This is a genomic window from Myroides guanonis (assembly GCF_900114085.1).
Classification (GTDB): domain Bacteria; phylum Bacteroidota; class Bacteroidia; order Flavobacteriales; family Flavobacteriaceae; genus Flavobacterium; species Flavobacterium guanonis.
In genome coordinates this window covers 54,814-71,664 of record NZ_FORU01000005.1, presented here as the reverse complement: position 1 = coordinate 71,664, position 16,851 = coordinate 54,814, and the positions used below count along the sequence as shown (strand labels likewise).

General features: G+C 32.2%; 18 protein-coding genes and 3 tRNA genes. 13 read left to right on the top strand and 8 right to left on the bottom strand.

The window, feature by feature from the left end:
• Positions 1 to 554 precede the first annotated feature (554 nt).
• From BM024_RS06025 to BM024_RS06015, 3 genes are read left to right on the top strand one after another with little or no spacing between them, the layout of a single operon-like run.
• Positions 555 to 1,367, top strand: coding sequence for a tetratricopeptide repeat protein (locus BM024_RS06025; protein ID WP_090678561.1), 813 nt, complete (start codon positions 555 to 557; stop codon positions 1,365 to 1,367).
• 34 nt (positions 1,368 to 1,401) lie between these two features.
• Complete coding sequence (locus BM024_RS06020; RefSeq protein ID WP_143077730.1) at positions 1,402 to 2,265, top strand: carboxypeptidase-like regulatory domain-containing protein; 864 nt, start codon at positions 1,402 to 1,404, stop codon at positions 2,263 to 2,265.
• A gap of 40 nt (positions 2,266 to 2,305) precedes the next feature.
• Positions 2,306 to 4,690 carry a TonB-dependent receptor gene (locus BM024_RS06015; protein WP_090678559.1) on the top strand — a complete coding sequence of 795 codons (2,385 nt, stop codon included), beginning with the start codon at positions 2,306 to 2,308 and terminating at the stop codon, positions 4,688 to 4,690.
• A gap of 134 nt (positions 4,691 to 4,824) precedes the next feature.
• Here the strand turns inward: BM024_RS06015 and BM024_RS06010 are convergent, their stop codons facing one another.
• The 4 genes from BM024_RS06010 to rbfA form a co-directional block, all read right to left on the bottom strand.
• Complete coding sequence (locus BM024_RS06010) at positions 4,825 to 5,610, bottom strand: DUF3575 domain-containing protein (RefSeq protein ID WP_090678558.1); 786 nt, start codon at positions 5,608 to 5,610, stop codon at positions 4,825 to 4,827.
• Between the two features lie 180 nt (positions 5,611 to 5,790).
• Positions 5,791 to 6,207 carry a hypothetical protein gene (locus tag BM024_RS06005; protein WP_090678557.1) on the bottom strand — a complete coding sequence of 139 codons (417 nt, stop codon included), beginning with the start codon at positions 6,205 to 6,207 and terminating at the stop codon, positions 5,791 to 5,793.
• 112 nt (positions 6,208 to 6,319) lie between these two features.
• A complete protein-coding gene (locus BM024_RS06000) occupies positions 6,320 to 7,522 on the bottom strand; it encodes an ABC transporter permease (RefSeq protein WP_090678556.1) in 1,203 nt (400 codons plus the stop codon).
• A 1-nt stretch (position 7,523) separates the two neighbouring features.
• Positions 7,524 to 7,916, bottom strand: a complete 393-nt coding sequence (gene rbfA / locus BM024_RS05995; RefSeq protein ID WP_090678555.1) for a 30S ribosome-binding factor RbfA — start codon at positions 7,914 to 7,916, stop codon at positions 7,524 to 7,526.
• Between the two features lie 72 nt (positions 7,917 to 7,988).
• Between rbfA and mce the strand changes: the two genes are divergently transcribed.
• The 3 genes from mce to BM024_RS05980 all read left to right on the top strand — a co-directional run bounded on the left by mce (position 7,989) and on the right by BM024_RS05980 (position 8,643).
• On the top strand, positions 7,989 to 8,390 hold the full coding sequence (gene mce / locus BM024_RS05990) for a methylmalonyl-CoA epimerase (protein ID WP_090678554.1): 402 nt from the start codon (positions 7,989 to 7,991) through the stop codon (positions 8,388 to 8,390).
• A gap of 72 nt (positions 8,391 to 8,462) precedes the next feature.
• Positions 8,463 to 8,536, top strand: a tRNA-Ile gene (locus tag BM024_RS05985).
• Between the two features lie 33 nt (positions 8,537 to 8,569).
• Positions 8,570 to 8,643: transfer RNA gene (locus tag BM024_RS05980), tRNA-Ile, on the top strand.
• 679 nt (positions 8,644 to 9,322) lie between these two features.
• On the opposite strand, the gene BM024_RS05970 is transcribed toward BM024_RS05980, so the two are convergent.
• Together BM024_RS05970 and BM024_RS05965 are read right to left on the bottom strand one after the other, a co-directional pair.
• Positions 9,323 to 9,862 (bottom strand): hypothetical protein, encoded by a 540-nt coding sequence (locus tag BM024_RS05970; RefSeq protein ID WP_090678552.1) that lies wholly within the window; start codon positions 9,860 to 9,862, stop codon positions 9,323 to 9,325.
• 34 nt (positions 9,863 to 9,896) lie between these two features.
• The gene (locus tag BM024_RS05965; RefSeq protein WP_090678551.1) at positions 9,897 to 10,316 is read right to left on the bottom strand and encodes a DUF1801 domain-containing protein; all 420 of its coding nucleotides are present in this window, start codon (positions 10,314 to 10,316) and stop codon (positions 9,897 to 9,899) included.
• 350 nt (positions 10,317 to 10,666) lie between these two features.
• Here BM024_RS05965 and BM024_RS05960 point away from each other — a divergent pair, with 350 nt between their 5' ends.
• The 3 genes from BM024_RS05960 (at position 10,667) to BM024_RS05950 (ending at position 11,733) form a co-directional block, all read left to right on the top strand.
• Positions 10,667 to 11,056: a hypothetical protein gene (locus BM024_RS05960; protein WP_090678550.1), complete on the top strand. Its 390-nt coding sequence runs from the start codon at positions 10,667 to 10,669 to the stop codon at positions 11,054 to 11,056.
• 209 nt (positions 11,057 to 11,265) lie between these two features.
• Positions 11,266 to 11,616, top strand: coding sequence for a DUF983 domain-containing protein (locus BM024_RS05955; protein WP_090678549.1), 351 nt, complete (start codon positions 11,266 to 11,268; stop codon positions 11,614 to 11,616).
• Between the two features lie 46 nt (positions 11,617 to 11,662).
• Positions 11,663 to 11,733: transfer RNA gene (locus BM024_RS05950), tRNA-Trp, on the top strand.
• 33 nt (positions 11,734 to 11,766) lie between these two features.
• Here the strand turns inward: BM024_RS05950 and BM024_RS05945 are convergent.
• Both BM024_RS05945 and BM024_RS05940 read right to left on the bottom strand, forming a co-directional pair.
• On the bottom strand, positions 11,767 to 12,642 hold the full coding sequence (locus BM024_RS05945) for an AraC family transcriptional regulator (RefSeq protein ID WP_090678548.1): 876 nt from the start codon (positions 12,640 to 12,642) through the stop codon (positions 11,767 to 11,769).
• Between the two features lie 278 nt (positions 12,643 to 12,920).
• Positions 12,921 to 14,096 carry a porin gene (locus BM024_RS05940; RefSeq protein WP_090678649.1) on the bottom strand — a complete coding sequence of 392 codons (1,176 nt, stop codon included), beginning with the start codon at positions 14,094 to 14,096 and terminating at the stop codon, positions 12,921 to 12,923.
• 174 nt (positions 14,097 to 14,270) lie between these two features.
• Here BM024_RS05940 and BM024_RS05935 point away from each other — a divergent pair, with 174 nt between their 5' ends.
• The 4 genes from BM024_RS05935 (at position 14,271) to BM024_RS05920 (ending at position 16,832) form a co-directional block, all read left to right on the top strand.
• Positions 14,271 to 14,564 (top strand): hypothetical protein, encoded by a 294-nt coding sequence (locus BM024_RS05935; RefSeq protein WP_177190166.1) that lies wholly within the window; start codon positions 14,271 to 14,273, stop codon positions 14,562 to 14,564.
• Between the two features lies 1 nt (position 14,565).
• A complete protein-coding gene (locus BM024_RS05930) occupies positions 14,566 to 14,937 on the top strand; it encodes a hypothetical protein (protein WP_090678547.1) in 372 nt (123 codons plus the stop codon).
• A gap of 3 nt (positions 14,938 to 14,940) precedes the next feature.
• Positions 14,941 to 16,080 carry a glutathionylspermidine synthase family protein gene (locus BM024_RS05925; protein WP_090678546.1) on the top strand — a complete coding sequence of 380 codons (1,140 nt, stop codon included), beginning with the start codon at positions 14,941 to 14,943 and terminating at the stop codon, positions 16,078 to 16,080.
• A gap of 179 nt (positions 16,081 to 16,259) precedes the next feature.
• Positions 16,260 to 16,832: a pentapeptide repeat-containing protein gene (locus BM024_RS05920; RefSeq protein ID WP_090678545.1), complete on the top strand. Its 573-nt coding sequence runs from the start codon at positions 16,260 to 16,262 to the stop codon at positions 16,830 to 16,832.
• Positions 16,833 to 16,851 lie beyond the last annotated feature (19 nt).

The window sequence follows — 16,851 nt, the reverse complement described above, 5'->3', positions numbered from 1 at the left end:
TTCGAAACAATCAATCCTCTTTTGGATATCCCAAGATTATAGTAAAAAAAGTACTCGTTTTTTTTAACTAGCTCTATATAAAATAATGCCATTAAAAAACCAGCTGTAAAACTCGTAACAGCAAAGCTAAACACTGAAAATGTAACAAGCGAAACTGCTAGAGAAATAGCCCAATTCACAATCAAAGTACTTTTGTGAAAATTAAAATATAAGGATAGAGATTGCCCTTTCATCATAAGTCTTTGGCTTAAATTATTTTTACTAGATTCTTATATAAAGAAATAAAATGTTTCATAAACTTAAAGATTTTGTTGTTATAAATAAAATTAAGCACTTTATTTTAAATAACCCAACTCAACTCTTCACAACTCCATTAACAACATATATATCAAAACTATCTATTTTGTTAAAATAAACACAAACAGCTTTGTCTCAAAACAAAGATTAACTAGTTTTAGATTTTATTATAACAAATTAACAACTATTTAAAATACGACATTATCTTATTATAAATGTGTTTTAATACATTTTACTTATTATTTTCAAAACCATATATGAAACTGTACTTCTTAATGTTATCTCTCTTCGGAACTCTTACTTCCTTTGCTCAACCCAACGAAACAGTACAGCCGGTATTAGCAAAAACGAGCCAAGAAGCCATTATTGAAAAATACACCTACAATGGTGCTCACAAATACAATTATAACATTCATATGAAAGAATGGCAACAGTATTTGGATGAGGGATTGCAACAAGATAGTACCATCGCCTATTTATGGCAACAAAAAGCAATGCCCTATTTTAAAGCACGAAAATATGAAGTAGGTATGGTCTATATTGATGAAGCAGTAAAATTTGATCCAAAAAGATACCAACCTTATAGAGCTTTTATAAAATGTATTTTTTCTAAAACGTACCAAGAGACTATTGATGACTTCGAAGATTGCATGAAAAAATGGGGAGATAGTTTTGAAATGGACCACACCTACTCTTTCTATATAGGCTTATCTTATCTTCAATTAAATGAGTTTGACAAAGCAGAAAGCTATTTTCAACAATCAATTCTCAAACACGAAACAGCCTTTGGTGAAATCCATCATAATGTTCTTTTCTATTATGGAATTACGAAATATGAACAGCAAAAGTTTGAGGAAGCAATCACATATTTCGATAAAGCAATATTGCAATATCCTAAATTTTCAGATGCGATATACTACAAAGCGATTTCTCTCTATAAACTAGATCGTCCATCTGAAGAATACACTGCTTTATTAGAGAAAGCTACTAAATATAGAAAACAGGGATATAGCCTAGGAGAAGCAAACGAGATTTATGAAACGTATCCTTATCAATTTAAATCTAAATAAAAATCAAATATGGATCTCTAAAACCACCATAACTATGATTAAACTATTCATTAGCGCGCTGCTTTTACTACTTTCTAGCCTAGGGTATACTCAAAACAGCATAACAGGCACCATGAAAAACAGCTCCGACAATACCATTCATGCCTATGTCAGCATTGGCGTAGTGGATAAAGTAATGGGAACTGTATCAAAAGAAGATGGAAGCTTTTCAATGAAAATAAATCAATCTTTAAAAGGAACAGACATCATTAATTCCTCCCTAATTGGCTACCAAGATTACAGTATTTCACTTAATGAATTTGAAGCTAGTAATAAAGTTTTTTACCTAACTCCCAAATCTGACGTGTTACCCGAAATTTCAATAATTAAAAAAACCATTAATCAATATACAATAGGAAGTACTGAATATGGCAAAATGCTTTTTAAGTTTTATCATGAATACGATTCCTCTAAAGATGACTTACTAGGTAGAGAACAAGCGATCATCTTCGATATAGAAAATGATATTATTATCGATAAAATTAGTTTTCATATTGGTTGTAATGAATATCAGAATATAAAGCTAAGACTGAAACTTTATGATATTGTGAATGGAGAACCGACCACTACATTCAATCAAGAAGATATCATTTTTGAAGTTTCAGAGGGAAACAAAGGCCTTTTTACTATAGATCTACAGAATTACTCTATTGCTGTAAAGGATAAAAAACAAATAGGTGTTGGATTGGAATGGATAGAAGGATTAGTAGAAGGAGAAAAACCAAAATGTTTTGGAATCACTTACAATACAAGTAAAAAGAAGAATCATCTTTTTCGACCTAAAAGCGAAGCTACTTGGCAATATTTAAGACAGAATATGGCACTTCAACTTGATGTAACAGAAATTGAAATAGAATAACTAATTCAACATAGAACCCAACCAACGAAACACCATTATTATGACTCGAATTATAATTAGCATTCTTTTTTTACTACTAACAAGCTTGGGGCTTGCACAAAACACCGTAACGGGAATCGTTCAAAGCACCGAATCCAAAAAAATAGACTTTGCAGAAATTTACCTTCTTGACCACGAAGAGACACTAGTACAAAACACCTTTACAGATGAAGCTGGTGCATTTAACTTTAAGGAAGTTGCTTCAGGAAACTATAAATTACAAGTTCATTATTTTGCAAAACTAACTCTAGAGCAATCTATCAATGTGCAAAACAATACCGACCTAGGAATTCTTAAAATAGACAACAACTCCCAATTAGACGAAATCGTATTGGAGGCAAGAGCAAAACTCATTGAGCGACAAGTAGATCGTTTGGTTTTCAATGTAGAAAACTCAGTTACTGCACTAGGTGGTGATGCTTTAGACGCTTTAAAAAACACCCCACAACTCAACATTTCAAATGAAAGTATCAATATAGCAGGAAAGAGCAGCGTACAAGTTATGATTAATGACAGAATCATTCAAATGAGTGGAGAAGATTTGATGAACTACCTGAAAAGTATTCCTGCATCCAACATCAAAAAAATCGAGGTAATTACCAATCCTCCAGCCAAATATGAGGCTTCAGGAAATAGCGGACTTATTAATATCGTATTAAAAGAGGCTAAACAAGACGCTTGGAGTTCTACTTTGCGTTCGTCTTACCGTCAAGCTACTTATGGTACTTTCAATAATGGAGTAAATTTTTCTTATGATAAAAACAAACTCTCAGCCTTAGTCGACATCTACCAATATGATGGAAAAAACATTTATACCAATGATATCAACTATCTATATCCTACAGAAGATTGGCAAGAAAATATGCATAACAAAAACAGCTATAAAGGTTTTGGAGGTCTGTTGACACTAAATTATAAAATCAATGACAAAAATAGCATAGGTCTTCAATACAACGGAGGAGATAATGATTCTAAAAGCGATGAGAAGAATCAAACACATAGTTATTCTAATCAGGAACTAATCAAAGAATATTTTACTAAAAGTGATTCTAAAGGCGAAAATCAATACCACTCTTTAAACCTTAACTTTGACCATAAGTTCGATACTTTAGGTAAAAAAGTAACAGTCGACTTAGATTATTGGACAAATAAAGGAAAGGAACAAAGTCCCTTTCTATCAGATATGAACAATATAGGTCAACAACAACATCTTATTACGAGTGCCGTTAACGATAGTGATCGAGCTATGGATAATATTTCGGGAAAAGTAGATTTCTATATGCCTTATAAATTCGGAACATTAGAATATGGAGCTAAAGCAAGCAGTACAAATACTGACTATAATGTATTCTCAGAATTTAAAAACGTATCAAACGATCAGATTACTCTATCTCAGAAAGACGAATTTAAATACAACGAAAGTATTCAAGCAGTTTATGCATCCTACTCTGTAGACTTCTCAAAAAAATGGATGGGTAAAGTCGGGCTTAGAGGAGAATATACGCAAACTGAATCCAACTCAGTAAAAAATAATCAAGTTGATAAGAATGATTATTTCAAAATCTTTCCTACTGTTTATGTACAATATAAACCCAATGATAACCATAATTTTAATGCAAATTTCGGAAGAAGAATTCAACGTCCAGGTTATTGGGAAATGAATCCAAACAGATGGTATAATAATGCTACTTCTTATGGAGAAGGAAATCCATTTTTACAACCTGCATTTGTATACAACTTTGAACTCAACTATTCCTATTCAGATTATTTACATATAAAAGCGTATTATCAAAATATGCAAGACGGTTATGGACAAATCACAGTACACGACGTTGAAAAGCAAACACAAATTTTTAAACGATTAAACTACTACAAAGCAAACTATCTAGGACTTGTGATTTCATCTACAGTAAAACCATTTACTTGGTTGGAGTCTAACAATGAGTTTGGTCTAACTTACAATGAATCTAAAAACAACACCGATCTATTAGCTCCTTCTTTTTCGGGTTCTTCATCTTATTTTAAGAGTTATAACTCTCTAACATTCACAGCCGACAAAACCTTTCTTGGAGAAGTCAACTTTAGATACAGCTTTGCAAGTAAAATTAGAGAGTATAGAGCTACTCCCGAATATTATTTGGATTTAGGTTTTAAATACCTAGCATTCGACAAGAAACTAACGATAGGACTGGCATTCGAAGATATATTCAAGAGGGATTTCAACACTATGAGTTCAGAAATTCAAGGAGTAAAACAATCGTTCACACAATATTATGACACGCAATTAGTCCGACTATCTCTATCCTATCGTTTTGGAAATTCCAAAATTAATGTCAGTCAAAGACAAACTTCTAACCAAGAGGAATCAGGAAGAGGAGGGAGTTAGTCAGTAGTTAATTATCATTCAAAATGGTTTTTAGTCTTTCATATATAACGTAGAATAGAAAAGAGAGTTTGGGAGTTAAAACTCCCAAACTCTCTTTTCTATTTATTATTAATCCTGTTATTGCAAACTTCAATTTAAAACCTATAAGCAATACTGATTCCAGTACGCAATCCAGCCCACGGCATTTTTCCTTTTAGCTTTGCGCCTTTACCATTAATTTCATAATCTATATCCTCAAAACTATCTTTTAAATCTTCTGCAAAATCTCTCAATTGATCTTGTTCTTCGATGGTTAAATCCTTGCTTGCAGTTATATCTATTTTAGCAGAACCAAAGTTTCCTCCAATAATTTGCCAATCTAAAAAAATGTTCTTACCTAAATGCCATTGGGCTCCAAAATAAACACCTCCAGAAAAAGCTTTCGCTGTTCCATCTAATGGTAATTCTGGATCTTTATCAATAAGAGTCAACTCCTCAAATCTGTATAGATAATCTACCTTTGTATTTTCCCATTTAGCAAATGCTGCCATATAAAACCCGTGGAAAGCCCCTTTTTCACCAAGATAAAACTTAACCTCAGGTGCAAATGAAAAATTGGAATATTTTAAAGCGTTGACATCAAAACTAGAATTATCTCCATCACTAATAATATCTTCCAAATTACTTTTAAAAGGTGCATGTCCATTCGGTCTGTAGTTCAATGTTCCTCCAGCTGTTACTCTTTTGGTTACTTTTCTCTCATAACTTAAAGATCCCGTACCCCAAATTAATGGAGCTATGTTGAATTTAATTAAATTGCTTTTAGACACTTCCTTTTCTGTTTCAGTTTCAAATTGAACAGATTCTGTTTCGGCAGTCTGGGCAAATAACGCCCCAGTAATAAAACATGTTGCGATAATAAGGTGAATTTTCTTTTTCATAATTGATGCTATTTTAAGGCAAAAATATTTCAATAAATCATTCTTTCAAATACCTACAAATAGGTATTTTATACTTATATAACAACATAGAGACAAAACATAAATGACAATAAAAAAAAGAGTCTTATTAAAAACAAAACTCTTTCAAAGTAACTTTATAAAAATAAGAACATCTCCTTTCTAAATTTCTTTTGTTAGATATTTATTTGCAGCATCAATATCTAAAAATCCATCTCTAGCTGTACTCAATAAATTATATTGAAATTGATTAACCCGTTTATATCCTAAATTTATAAATATATCATTCAATCGTTTGGTAACTCCAAACCATTCTTCGTAATCTAATTCATTCAAATTTTCTGAGCTCCTAAGCATTGTATCTTTTTCCATTATTTGATAGAATAACTTTTCGGTATCCTCATCCAATACTCCTATTTGATAACTCAATTGACAAAGCGCATGCGCTTTATACCAATCCTTTGAATCTTCATAATTATTTTTATGAAGATAATTCTGTACCAAACCTGTAATTTGGTCATCGTCATTCACAGCTTCGGCTATAAACTGTAAATAGTCTTCTTTGTACTTTCCGTTCATGGGTTTTGTTGTTTGTTCTTCTAAATGTTCATTTGACAGATCATAGAGACAAAAATAAAACTTATTCTTAATAAAAAAGTTAAAAAAAATGAAATTATCAATAAAAAGGAAGTTATTCTAAGTATTTAGAATTAACTCTCGAAGCAGCCATCCAAGAAGCTAGAAAGCCGAGTGTAAATATGGTAACTAAAACCAATACAAGATTAAAGAATGAAAGCGAAACAGGATAAGGCATATCGCCTTGAATCATTAATAAGCAGTATTTTTTTTGCAGAAAAACCACTATAGCTCCAAGAATAACTCCTACTACTCCACCTGAAAAACTAATAATCAATCCTTGAGCTAAAAACACACGACGAATTTGCTTTAAAGACATACCCAAATTACTTAAAGTCTTCATGTTGTTCTGCTTCTCTAAGATAATCATAATCATTGCACCAATTATAGTAAATAGAGCTATAATAACCACCAAAGTAACAATTAAGTATACAACTACATTTTCAGTATTCAACATCCGATATAAACCATCGTTAAGCTGAACTCTATTTTTGACAACAACAGAATCTCCAAATACGTTTTGAATAGCTTCAACAGCTTTGTTTTCAGAAATCTCAGGTTTCACAGCAAACTCTAGATTAGTATATTGTGTAGAATCTATACTCAAAAGTTCTTGAGCAACATTCAATGAAGTATAGACATATTTATTATCTAATTCATCATTCCTCAAAGTATAAACACCAACTGGAGTAAGATGTTTTCTAATGAATGCATTTTGCGGATTTTCAATGGCACCTTTTCCTGGTTTTATTGCATATGCCTGAAAAGAATTTTCTGTATCAAAGAGCCCCATTGACAATTGATAAGAAATTGCAACTCCAACAACCGCTTCGTCGGAATTCACATCAAGCCAATGTCCATATAAAAGATTTTGCTCCATAGGACTCACCGAAGAGTAATTTGCGTCAACTCCTTTAACGTGAGCAACTAATTGCTTTTCTTTAAAAAGAAACAAAACTCTATCTTCAACAACTTTAGCTACACCATCGAAGAGTTCCGTATCAGAAATCTTTTGAAGTTGATCGTCTGATACTTTTAAATATTTTCCCTCTGTAGGAAAAAGCTTTAAGTCTGGATCCATCTCATGTGTGAAGGACAAACTAAAAGATCTTAAACCACCAAACACAGACATTACAATGAACATCGCCATAGCACTTACAACAATACCCACAGAAGCTATCTTAGTAATTACACTAATAGCTTTGCTTTTACTCTTGCTGAAGGCATATCGTTTAGCTATGTAAAGAGGGACTCTCAAATTATTTTTTCTTTCTTGGAGCTAATAATTCCCTGTTTTCAATTGGATTTTCTTTTTCTTCCAAAGCCTTATCAATTTTCTCTATATACTCTAGACTATCATCAATATAGAAAATAAGATTTGGAACTTTTCTCAATTGATTTTTTACACGCTGAGCTAAGTCATGTTTTATTAGTGGTGCATTCGACTGTATACTTTTTAACAATTCTCCACCTTTAGCGGATGGAAAAATACTTAAATATACTTTTGCGATTGCCAAGTCGGTGGTTACACTAACTTTAGATACTGAAATAATCAAGTTAGAAATTCCATTTTTACGTACTTCACCTTGCAAAATATCTACTAGATCGTTTTGCAATAAAGCTCCCATTTTTTTCTGTCTATTCGTTTCCATACTGCAAAAATACAATTTTTTGGATTGTAATGTTTTTTATATTTGCCTTTGATATATAATAGTACAATTACAATGAAAAAAATTGAACATATCGGCATAGCCGTTAAAGATATTGAAAGCGCAAATGCTATTTATGAAAAACTTTTTGGAGCCCCTCCTTACAAAGAAGAAGAAGTTGAAAGTGAAGGAGTGAAAACTTCTTTTTTCATGAGCGGTCCTAATAAAATAGAATTATTAGAAGCCACCAACTCTGAGAGCCCCATTGCCAAATTCATTGAAAAAAAAGGAGAAGGTATACATCATATAGCTTTTGACGTAGAAGATATAGAAGCTGAAATGGAGCGACTACAAAAAGAAGGTTTTATTATACTAAACGAAAAACCCAAAAAAGGAGCTGACAATAAATTGGTTTGTTTTTTACATCCAAAAAGCACAAATGGGGTATTGATTGAACTTTGTCAAGAAATTAAATAAGTTTTCTTTCGAACGCTTGCATAAACCAATAAAACGCAGTAATATTGCAACCGTTAAAAACGCTTTAATACCGGTCCTATAACTCAGCTGGTTAGAGTAGCTGACTCATAATCAGCAAGTCCCTGGTTCGAGCCCAGGTGGGACCACTAAGGTAACTCTTAAAGAACGTTTTTAACTCCGGTCCTATAACTCAGCTGGTTAGAGTAGCTGACTCATAATCAGCAAGTCCCTGGTTCGAGCCCAGGTGGGACCACAGAAAGCACTTACAGAAATGTAGGTGCTTTTTTTATTAAGCACTCTCTTATAATCCAATTTTATTATATTTAGCTTATAAAACTATTATCAATGTATCCTTACCACAACAAAATAAAACAACGTATTAATGATGGCGAACTCATAAAATATGAATTTGTTGATAGCTACAAAAAAATTAGCCCATGCCTCCTCCTCTATTTCAAGACAGAACCATATATACGTCCTATTCGAGAACATCGCTTCGAAGAATATAGCCAAATATTAAACATCGATAACGACAAATAGAACTGCAAAACATATCTCCAAACAAACTCTGTTTTGTAACGCAAATAGATTTTAATATTTTAGATATTATTCCTGAAATAAGTATCTTCTAATTAAACAAAACAACAAACATATTTTTGACTTTTTTTGATTTACAAACTACATCAATGTAGTTATCTATCTAAAATCAACCTATACTCCATCTATAGTGTATCTATAAAAACACCTCAATCTATAGATGGAGTATAGATGCACTATAGATGCACTCATCAAAAAACCCTTCCTTTAAACAGGTCAAAATAGAAAAACCGAAGTGACTTAGCTTTTAAAACGGAGAACATCCCCCTTCAGAAGAATTGATTTAAAAATTAAATCATTTTAAACAAACAATCGAAAATAGAACTACAACAACACTATGCTAATTCAATATCTATCTTGCGAATTAAAGACTCTAAAACCTCCTTTTGCTCAACGTCATTAGTATAAAATGTTCCATATAAAGTTTCTCTTATCAATTTCCCTAATCGTACTAATTTCCAAAATTGAGTCACTGTTTTCGGCGCATCTACACAAGATAGTTTTATTATATTCAAGCTTGAACATCTAGAAGAATACAGCAATGCGTACACATAGTCCACTACATCTAAAATGCAGAACACTACCTTAAAGTCATCTCGAAGCTCCTCGTTTTGCTCCATAAAACATACATTTCCATTGCTTTTTTGTAACACTAGCTGTAGTTTAAAATCCTGTATCACCATTTTTAGGAAACTGCTAAAATCTAACGGAGTTACCACCAAAAACATCAAAGCTCTATCTGCCTCATCCTTCACTCCTATTAAATTTCTAATAGCAACAGCCTGCGCATGTAATGAAATTCCAAACGCAATTCCATCAACTGCAACTATTCCTTTAGATTTATTAAATTCCAAAAACAACTCATTGAGAATCATATTAAATAATATTATTAAAACTTCTTCATAAAACCTAAGAATACACTTTATGTAAATAATCAATAGTAGTTCTAATCAGTTTCTCTAATACAGCTTCATCAATATCCGATAGCTTATTTACATAAATACAAGCTTTCCCTTTTTTAAACTTCCCCAATCCTTCAAGCAAATGATTATGCTCTTCAAGCCCTGTGAAAACATAAAGTGAAATTGCTGTCTTTCGAGGAGAAAAACCAATAAGAGGAGCGTCACCTTCGTGTCCACTTGCATATTTATAATGATAATGACCAAATCCTATAATACTAGACCCCCACATTCTTGGTTTAAAACCAGTAATCTTCTTCATAAATTCTACTAGATCCAACGCATCCTTTCTTTTTTGTTCATTATTACAAAAGTTTTCAATAAAATTGAAAACATCTTCTTGTGTCTCCTCAGTTTTATTCTTCGCCATGTTTATATTTCTATTTTTTTCTAATGTACAAAAAACACCAACATCCTATTAAAGCAAATTGCACATTAATTAATTAGGGCATATTAGAGCACTAATCACTATAAAATACTATTTCCACCATTCAAAACATATCATTTAGAGAAAAACATTCACTTTTCCGTAAAAAAACAACAGTACGAGAAAAAAATACACAATCACTTTTACTCCAATTCTTTTCGATAGTATGTTTTTAAAAATAAAAACCCAACAAAACCCCATTAACCAACGCTATTTCAATATTTTTTTACACTAATCATTATTATTTAGCACATTTTTTGAATTACCTTTACTATAACTAAAAAAATATACTTATGAAAAATTCATTTAAAACAATGTTTAAACTTTTAGGAGTAGTAATGCTAACTGCTTTAGTATTTGCATCATGTAGCAAAGATGACGACCCGACCAACAATGACTTATTCGTCGGAAAATATAAAGGAAGCATTTCATATGCAGACTCAGACATGACAGTAAATAAAGACGATGGAAGTGTCGAAGTAATTAAAGTAGGTAAAAATTACAATTTTATCTTTTCAGATAAAATTCCAGATTTAACAGGTATTCAATTCGAAAAAGATGGAGATAGCGGAGTTATTAATATCGGTTCCGACGAAGCTCATTTAATCCGTATTGATGCAAGCAAATTAATTATTGCTTATACCAAAGACGGTAAAGTATGGACCGCCAATTGTAATCGTTAAGACTTCACCTAAAAGAAACTGCTTAATAACTACAAGTTATAATAACTTGTAGTTATTAATTCAACTTTAGCATTACAATCAAATAGGAGGTATTTTTTGATACCTCCTATTTGATTCATATACAATAATGTCTCAATAGTACCAAAATTGCACCCAATTGTCCCTCTGTAATTGATTATTTTTGTCGAAATTTGTAAAAAAATAACAATATGTCTTTTTTGAAAAAAATAATCGGCGGTAATTGCCCCAATTGTGGTAAAACCAAACTTTTTTACGATAAAGGAAACATCTTTTTGTTCAGATTACCCAAGATGAAAAACACTTGCTCTGAATGTCATTACAACTTTCATAGAGAAACTGGATTTTACTTTGGTGCAATGTATGTAAGCTATGCTTTGACAGTCGCTCAAATGGTCGCTGTGATGGTAATTGGATTACTTTTCAACATATCTGTACTTAATATGTTCATTGCCATCACAATAATTGCATTTCTTCTATTTACTTTTAATTACAGAATATCCCGTATAATTTGGCTGAATATTTTTTACCAAAAAGAATAGTTTATATACTATAAAGTTTCTTATATTTGCGCCACTTAAAACAGTTACGGGTGTAGTTCAAGGGTAGAATAGCGGTCTCCAAAACCGTTGATGGGGGTTCGAATCCCTCCACCCGTGCACAATAAAAAAGACGTCTTCAAGACGTCTTTTTTATTTATATCTCTTCATAAACTGCTTTGGGGTCTCTCCAACAGTTTTTTTAAACACTCTGGAAAAATACGAATAGTCTTCATATCCTAATTCAGTAGAAATTTCCGTAAAAGTTTTACCAGTATAAAGCAATAATCTTTTAGCTTCTAAAATAACCCTATCTAATACAATAGACGTAGTAGTCTTTCCAACCAACTCCATACATACACGATTTAGATGTTTTGTCGTTATAGTCATTTTATCAGCATAAAAAGAAGCTGATTTTTGCTTTCTATAATTCAATTCAACTAAATCCTCCAATTTTTGTAACAATACACCATATGCACTACCTTGACTTTTAACATCTCCCCCTTTCTCTAATACATACCGATTTAAAACGATATACAATTGCAAGATTGTACTTGCAATTAGAGAGTCCTTCTTCCACAACGAATTATTTGACTCTTCCTCTATTTTAGTAAACAGTTTAAAAACAACATTGTAAAAATCATTAGAAGTTTGAATACAATTTCCATAAAAAGTAGTCCTAAAAATAGGGTATTCTCTCAAAAACTCCCTAACATAAAATAGATCTATAAATTCCTGAGTATGAAAGAACACAAAGCCCTCTGAATCATCAGACAACTCCCAACTATGAGTCTGTCCTGGTGATAATAAAAAAACACTCCCAGACTTCACCTCATATTTATTAAAATCTATTTCATGCACCCCAGTACCTCGGGTAAATAAAAATAAAGCATAAAAATTATGTCTATGCGGTTTTTCTATACGTGCGTGATTTTGTTTCAAATGAACTGTCAAAGTACTAGCATAAAAATCACCTTGAAAGCTGTTCTGATTTAATTCATCAATATTTAAAACTGTAATTTCACGCATCTTCAAATAATAAGAAGTCAAAAATACAAAATATTTAAGCGTATCAATCTGCCTATAATCCAAACCGTGCAATTCATCTTTAAAAATAAAACACTTTAATATAAAACGAACTCTTCTATAGAGCAACACTGTAATCACAGTCTTTACTACTAGTAGTTTACCATCTTCAAATTCTCAAGAGCAGCTAATCGGTCTTAAATCCAAGAAAAGTGCCTCATTTTAGTAAAATTTAAAAAGTACATCTAAAAAAACACTGTTTATTTTGTCGTGAACCTTTTTTAAAAAACCCATAAAGGAGCCATTAATCCTACTTGAAACTCATTGGTATTATAATTAGAAATATCTAAATCTTTTTTAACAAAATTTGAAAATGTGTAATATCGACCTATGTAAGAAGCATAAAAGCGAACATCTATTTCCTTGAATGGCCTATAATAAAGTGTAGGAATAACTCCATAACTTGTTTTTAAATGATCGAAACCACTATTTTCACCTTTTGCATTTTCAGCATAAGAATTACTATTCATTAAGGTTAGTAAGGCTTGAAATTTAGAGGAAATCATATACTCGGCTCTCAACCAGTTTTCAATATACGAAGCATCCTGTGCTATTTTCTCCGTATTTAAAATTGAAGTTACTATTCCTTTCGTATCCAATTGTTCATGACTATAATTGAAATCGTACATCAAAGTCCATTTTTCAGTTTGATATTTATTCCCCAAAGTAACTGCATAGGTTGTTGCATGACCTTTAGCAATTCGGTATCGACTAATGCTATAAATAGTTTGAAATTTCTTGTCATAAAAATCACCTTGCCATTTCAAAACCAAAGCCAATGGCCATTTAGGTTCTTGAACATTCTCTTCTACTTTCCCTTCATATAAATCGGCATAACGCATGGTGCGAGAATTTAGAGCTTGAAACCCCAATAGATGGTTTTTAGCAATTTGATGAGTAATTCCTACACCTGAAACATAAGCCAATAAATTACTAGAAACTTCATTGTATTCTAACACATCAATTGGATTAAACTCATATTCATATCCGCCAAAGTACGCAGACATTTTTCCTAATTGGAGTTGCGTTTTAGGCGCTACTTTTAAATCTACATAAGCCAACTCAATCGAATTATCGAGTAAATCCAAACTTTGTCGCTCACTACTCTTATTAAATCTTTGACGATAACTAAATCCAATATTTTCATGGATCTGTCCACGAATACCCATCGCCACATAGCTATTTCGAAATTCGGTAAAATCATCATCACGCCCATGTTCAGAATGATTTAGAAACCCTAATCTAGAATAGAAATACGCATCGATATTCTTCAAAAAACCTTCCTCTTTTAAATCAAGAATTGGTTTTTTAATTATAGTATCAACCTTTACATTTTCTTCTTGAGCATGCGTAAAAACTGATAAAAAAAACAATAAAAATGGAAGATAGTATTTCATATACGACATATTTTTTACAGAAACAATGTTATAAATTTACAAAAAAGCCATGTGTTTGCACTATCTTTTAATTGCATAGCTAAAATATAATTATAAACTTTGCTTCTTTGTGATGCCATTCTAAAGATTAACTATAAAGAATAGAACTCACAAGACTTAAAAGTAAACTTTTAAATGAAAAAAACACTTTCTTTAATGGTTCTCACACTTGCATTAACAGCTTGTACAGAGAAACCCGAAAACAAATTAGAATCTCTAGATAAAAAATCAGCTAGAGAAGTTACTCTATCAACAGAAGTTGTAGGTGACACTGTACTTCACTTAGTAAAACAGCGAATTTGGGCAAACGGCGAGCTAATTTTAGCCAAAGTTGATACATTAAAAACGTCCCAACAAATTATAGACTCCAAAACCAATCAGGAACCAGCTACAATGGCAAAAGTTCCTATTTATGTTACTGTAGAATAATATGAAGCGGAAAAGTAGTAAAATGGTTTCCCTGGTACTTATTACCTCTGTATTAGCATCTTGTTCAAAACCACAAGAAGAAACCACAGATAAACAAAAAGTTTTTATGCGTGCTGATAGTAGCGCACCATACACAGAAGTAACTCAACAATACCAACAACAACAAAGTGGTGGCGGAATGGGAATGGGGAGTGCCCTACTTTGGTATATGGCATTCAGACCTATGATGGGTGGAGGAATGGGATATACCAGTAATGGAATTGCACACCAATCCAATGTTGGGAATAATACATCAAAGGCAAATGCCGTTAAAACACAAGCAGCAAGAGGTGGTTTCGGTTCTTCTGCAAAACAAACTTCAGCTAGTAGTTAAATTATGATTTTAAAACATCTTAAAGAAGACCCTAATTGGCAAAATCGATTAGAGGAACTTGGCTTTGGCTACCATACAGATGGAGATTTACCTTATTGGATTGATTCATATTACTACTCAATTTCTGAAGATTTTGCAGACCAAGTCTTTGATGCAACTACAGAACTTTGGGACATGTGTATTAAGGCAGTAGACCACGTAATTTCCAATAAAAAATATGAGCTTTTTCAAATCCCTCTTTTTATTCAAGAACATATTGAAAAAAGTTGGGAAGGAGACTCTCCAAGTATTTATGGTCGTTTTGACTTTGCCTACGACCGAACAAACGATCAATTAAAAGTATTGGAATTCAATGCCGACACACCCACTTCTCTATTCGAAACAGGTGTTATTCAATGGCATTGGATGCAACACTATTTCGGAACTACAAAAGACCAATTCAATGCTGTTCACGAACAGCTAATTTCAAGCTGGAAGACCATAATTCCTTATTTAAAAGGAAATACTTTGCACTTTACATGCATGCGAGATACCCTTGAAGACCTTACAAACGTAGAATATTTAAGAGATTGTGCTATGCAAGCTGGCATACACACAAAGTTAATTTTCATCGATGACATAGGTTGGAATGGAGAAACTTTTGTTGACTTAGAAGAAGAAGTTATTACGGATATATTTAAACTTTATCCTTGGGAATGGATGGTTTACGAATCTTTTGCTCTTCATATTCCTAATGATGTGGCGGAAGCTCATTGGATTGAACCATCATGGAAAATGATTTTATCAAATAAGGCAATACTTGCTGTTTTGTGGGAACTATACCCAAATCATCCTTTGTTGTTAGAAACTTATTTTGACGATCCCAAAGGCATGGAAGATTATGTAAAAAAACCTCTTTTATCGAGAGAAGGCGCTAATATAACTCTTTACAAAAACAACTCTATAGTTGAAGCCACCCCTGGTGACTACGGACAAGAAGGTTATATATGCCAAGCTCTTGCCCCAATAATAAAAGAAGAAACAGGCTATTCAATTATCGGTAGTTGGGTTGTTGGACAAGAAGCGTGTGGTATAACTTTTAGAGAAAGCGACAATTTAATCACAACAAATAAAAGCAGATTTATACCTCATATAATAGAATAACACAAGAAGGGTTGTCACTTTGAAAGACAGCCCTTTGTTTTTTAAATTATCGCTGAAAAGTAATTTCTAATCAGGTTTCAAAAGCGTAGCTTTGTCATGGGATTCAATGTTTAATCTAAACACCTGAAGATTTCCTTCAAACAACAAACACTTCATCTTATCAACAAAACAAAGAACTCATGAAAATGGATTTTATATTCGATAAAACATACAAAAACCAACATTTCGACTTTACTGCCATTCGATTTAGAGAGTTTGAAAATTGCACTTTTATCAATTGTGATTTCACATCTTGTGACTTTCTGGGAACTACTTTTACGGACAGCAATTTTACAAATTGTAATTTTAAAGATGCTCCTATAAATTATGTAGCTTTAAGAAACTGTACTTTTGAACATTCTGACTTCACTTCAGTTAATTTTGCAATGGTTGACCAAACAATTTTCGAATTCCAATTCACAGACTGTTGTTTAGACTTTTGCCAATTTTACTCGTTAGATTTAAAAAGAACTACTTTTTCTAATTGCAGTATGATTGGAGCGGACTTTATGGAAACCAACCTTAAAGAAGTTATGTTTGATAACTGTAATTTACATCAAGCGGTCTTCCTAAAAGCAAACGCAGAGAAAGCAGATTTCTATACTAGCTATAATTATAACATTGACCCAGACAAGACAAACATTAAACATGCTGTTTTTTCTAAATCAGGTTTAGAAGGGCTACTAAAGAAACACTTACTCATTTTAAAATGATTTCACTATCTTTAGTAAC

What these genes read in the sequence shown, in the direction of transcription:
- BM024_RS06025 (WP_090678561.1), top strand. Translation starts at nt 555, where the DNA reads ATGAAACTGTACTTCTTAATGTTATCTCTCTTCGGAACTCTTACTTCC.
- BM024_RS06020 (WP_143077730.1), top strand. Translation starts at nt 1,402, where the DNA reads ATGATTAAACTATTCATTAGCGCGCTGCTTTTACTACTTTCTAGCCTA.
- BM024_RS06015 (WP_090678559.1), top strand. Translation starts at nt 2,306, where the DNA reads ATGACTCGAATTATAATTAGCATTCTTTTTTTACTACTAACAAGCTTG.
- BM024_RS06010 (WP_090678558.1), bottom strand. Translation starts at nt 5,610, where the DNA reads ATGAAAAAGAAAATTCACCTTATTATCGCAACATGTTTTATTACTGGG.
- BM024_RS06005 (WP_090678557.1), bottom strand. Translation starts at nt 6,207, where the DNA reads ATGAACGGAAAGTACAAAGAAGACTATTTACAGTTTATAGCCGAAGCT.
- rbfA (WP_090678555.1), bottom strand. Translation starts at nt 7,916, where the DNA reads ATGGAAACGAATAGACAGAAAAAAATGGGAGCTTTATTGCAAAACGAT.
- mce (WP_090678554.1), top strand. Translation starts at nt 7,989, where the DNA reads ATGAAAAAAATTGAACATATCGGCATAGCCGTTAAAGATATTGAAAGC.
- BM024_RS05970 (WP_090678552.1), bottom strand. Translation starts at nt 9,862, where the DNA reads ATGATTCTCAATGAGTTGTTTTTGGAATTTAATAAATCTAAAGGAATA.
- BM024_RS05965 (WP_090678551.1), bottom strand. Translation starts at nt 10,316, where the DNA reads ATGGCGAAGAATAAAACTGAGGAGACACAAGAAGATGTTTTCAATTTT.
- BM024_RS05960 (WP_090678550.1), top strand. Translation starts at nt 10,667, where the DNA reads ATGAAAAATTCATTTAAAACAATGTTTAAACTTTTAGGAGTAGTAATG.
- BM024_RS05955 (WP_090678549.1), top strand. Translation starts at nt 11,266, where the DNA reads ATGTCTTTTTTGAAAAAAATAATCGGCGGTAATTGCCCCAATTGTGGT.
- BM024_RS05945 (WP_090678548.1), bottom strand. Translation starts at nt 12,642, where the DNA reads ATGCGTGAAATTACAGTTTTAAATATTGATGAATTAAATCAGAACAGC.
- BM024_RS05940 (WP_090678649.1), bottom strand. Translation starts at nt 14,096, where the DNA reads ATGAAATACTATCTTCCATTTTTATTGTTTTTTTTATCAGTTTTTACG.
- BM024_RS05935 (WP_177190166.1), top strand. Translation starts at nt 14,271, where the DNA reads ATGAAAAAAACACTTTCTTTAATGGTTCTCACACTTGCATTAACAGCT.
- BM024_RS05930 (WP_090678547.1), top strand. Translation starts at nt 14,566, where the DNA reads ATGAAGCGGAAAAGTAGTAAAATGGTTTCCCTGGTACTTATTACCTCT.
- BM024_RS05925 (WP_090678546.1), top strand. Translation starts at nt 14,941, where the DNA reads ATGATTTTAAAACATCTTAAAGAAGACCCTAATTGGCAAAATCGATTA.
- BM024_RS05920 (WP_090678545.1), top strand. Translation starts at nt 16,260, where the DNA reads ATGAAAATGGATTTTATATTCGATAAAACATACAAAAACCAACATTTC.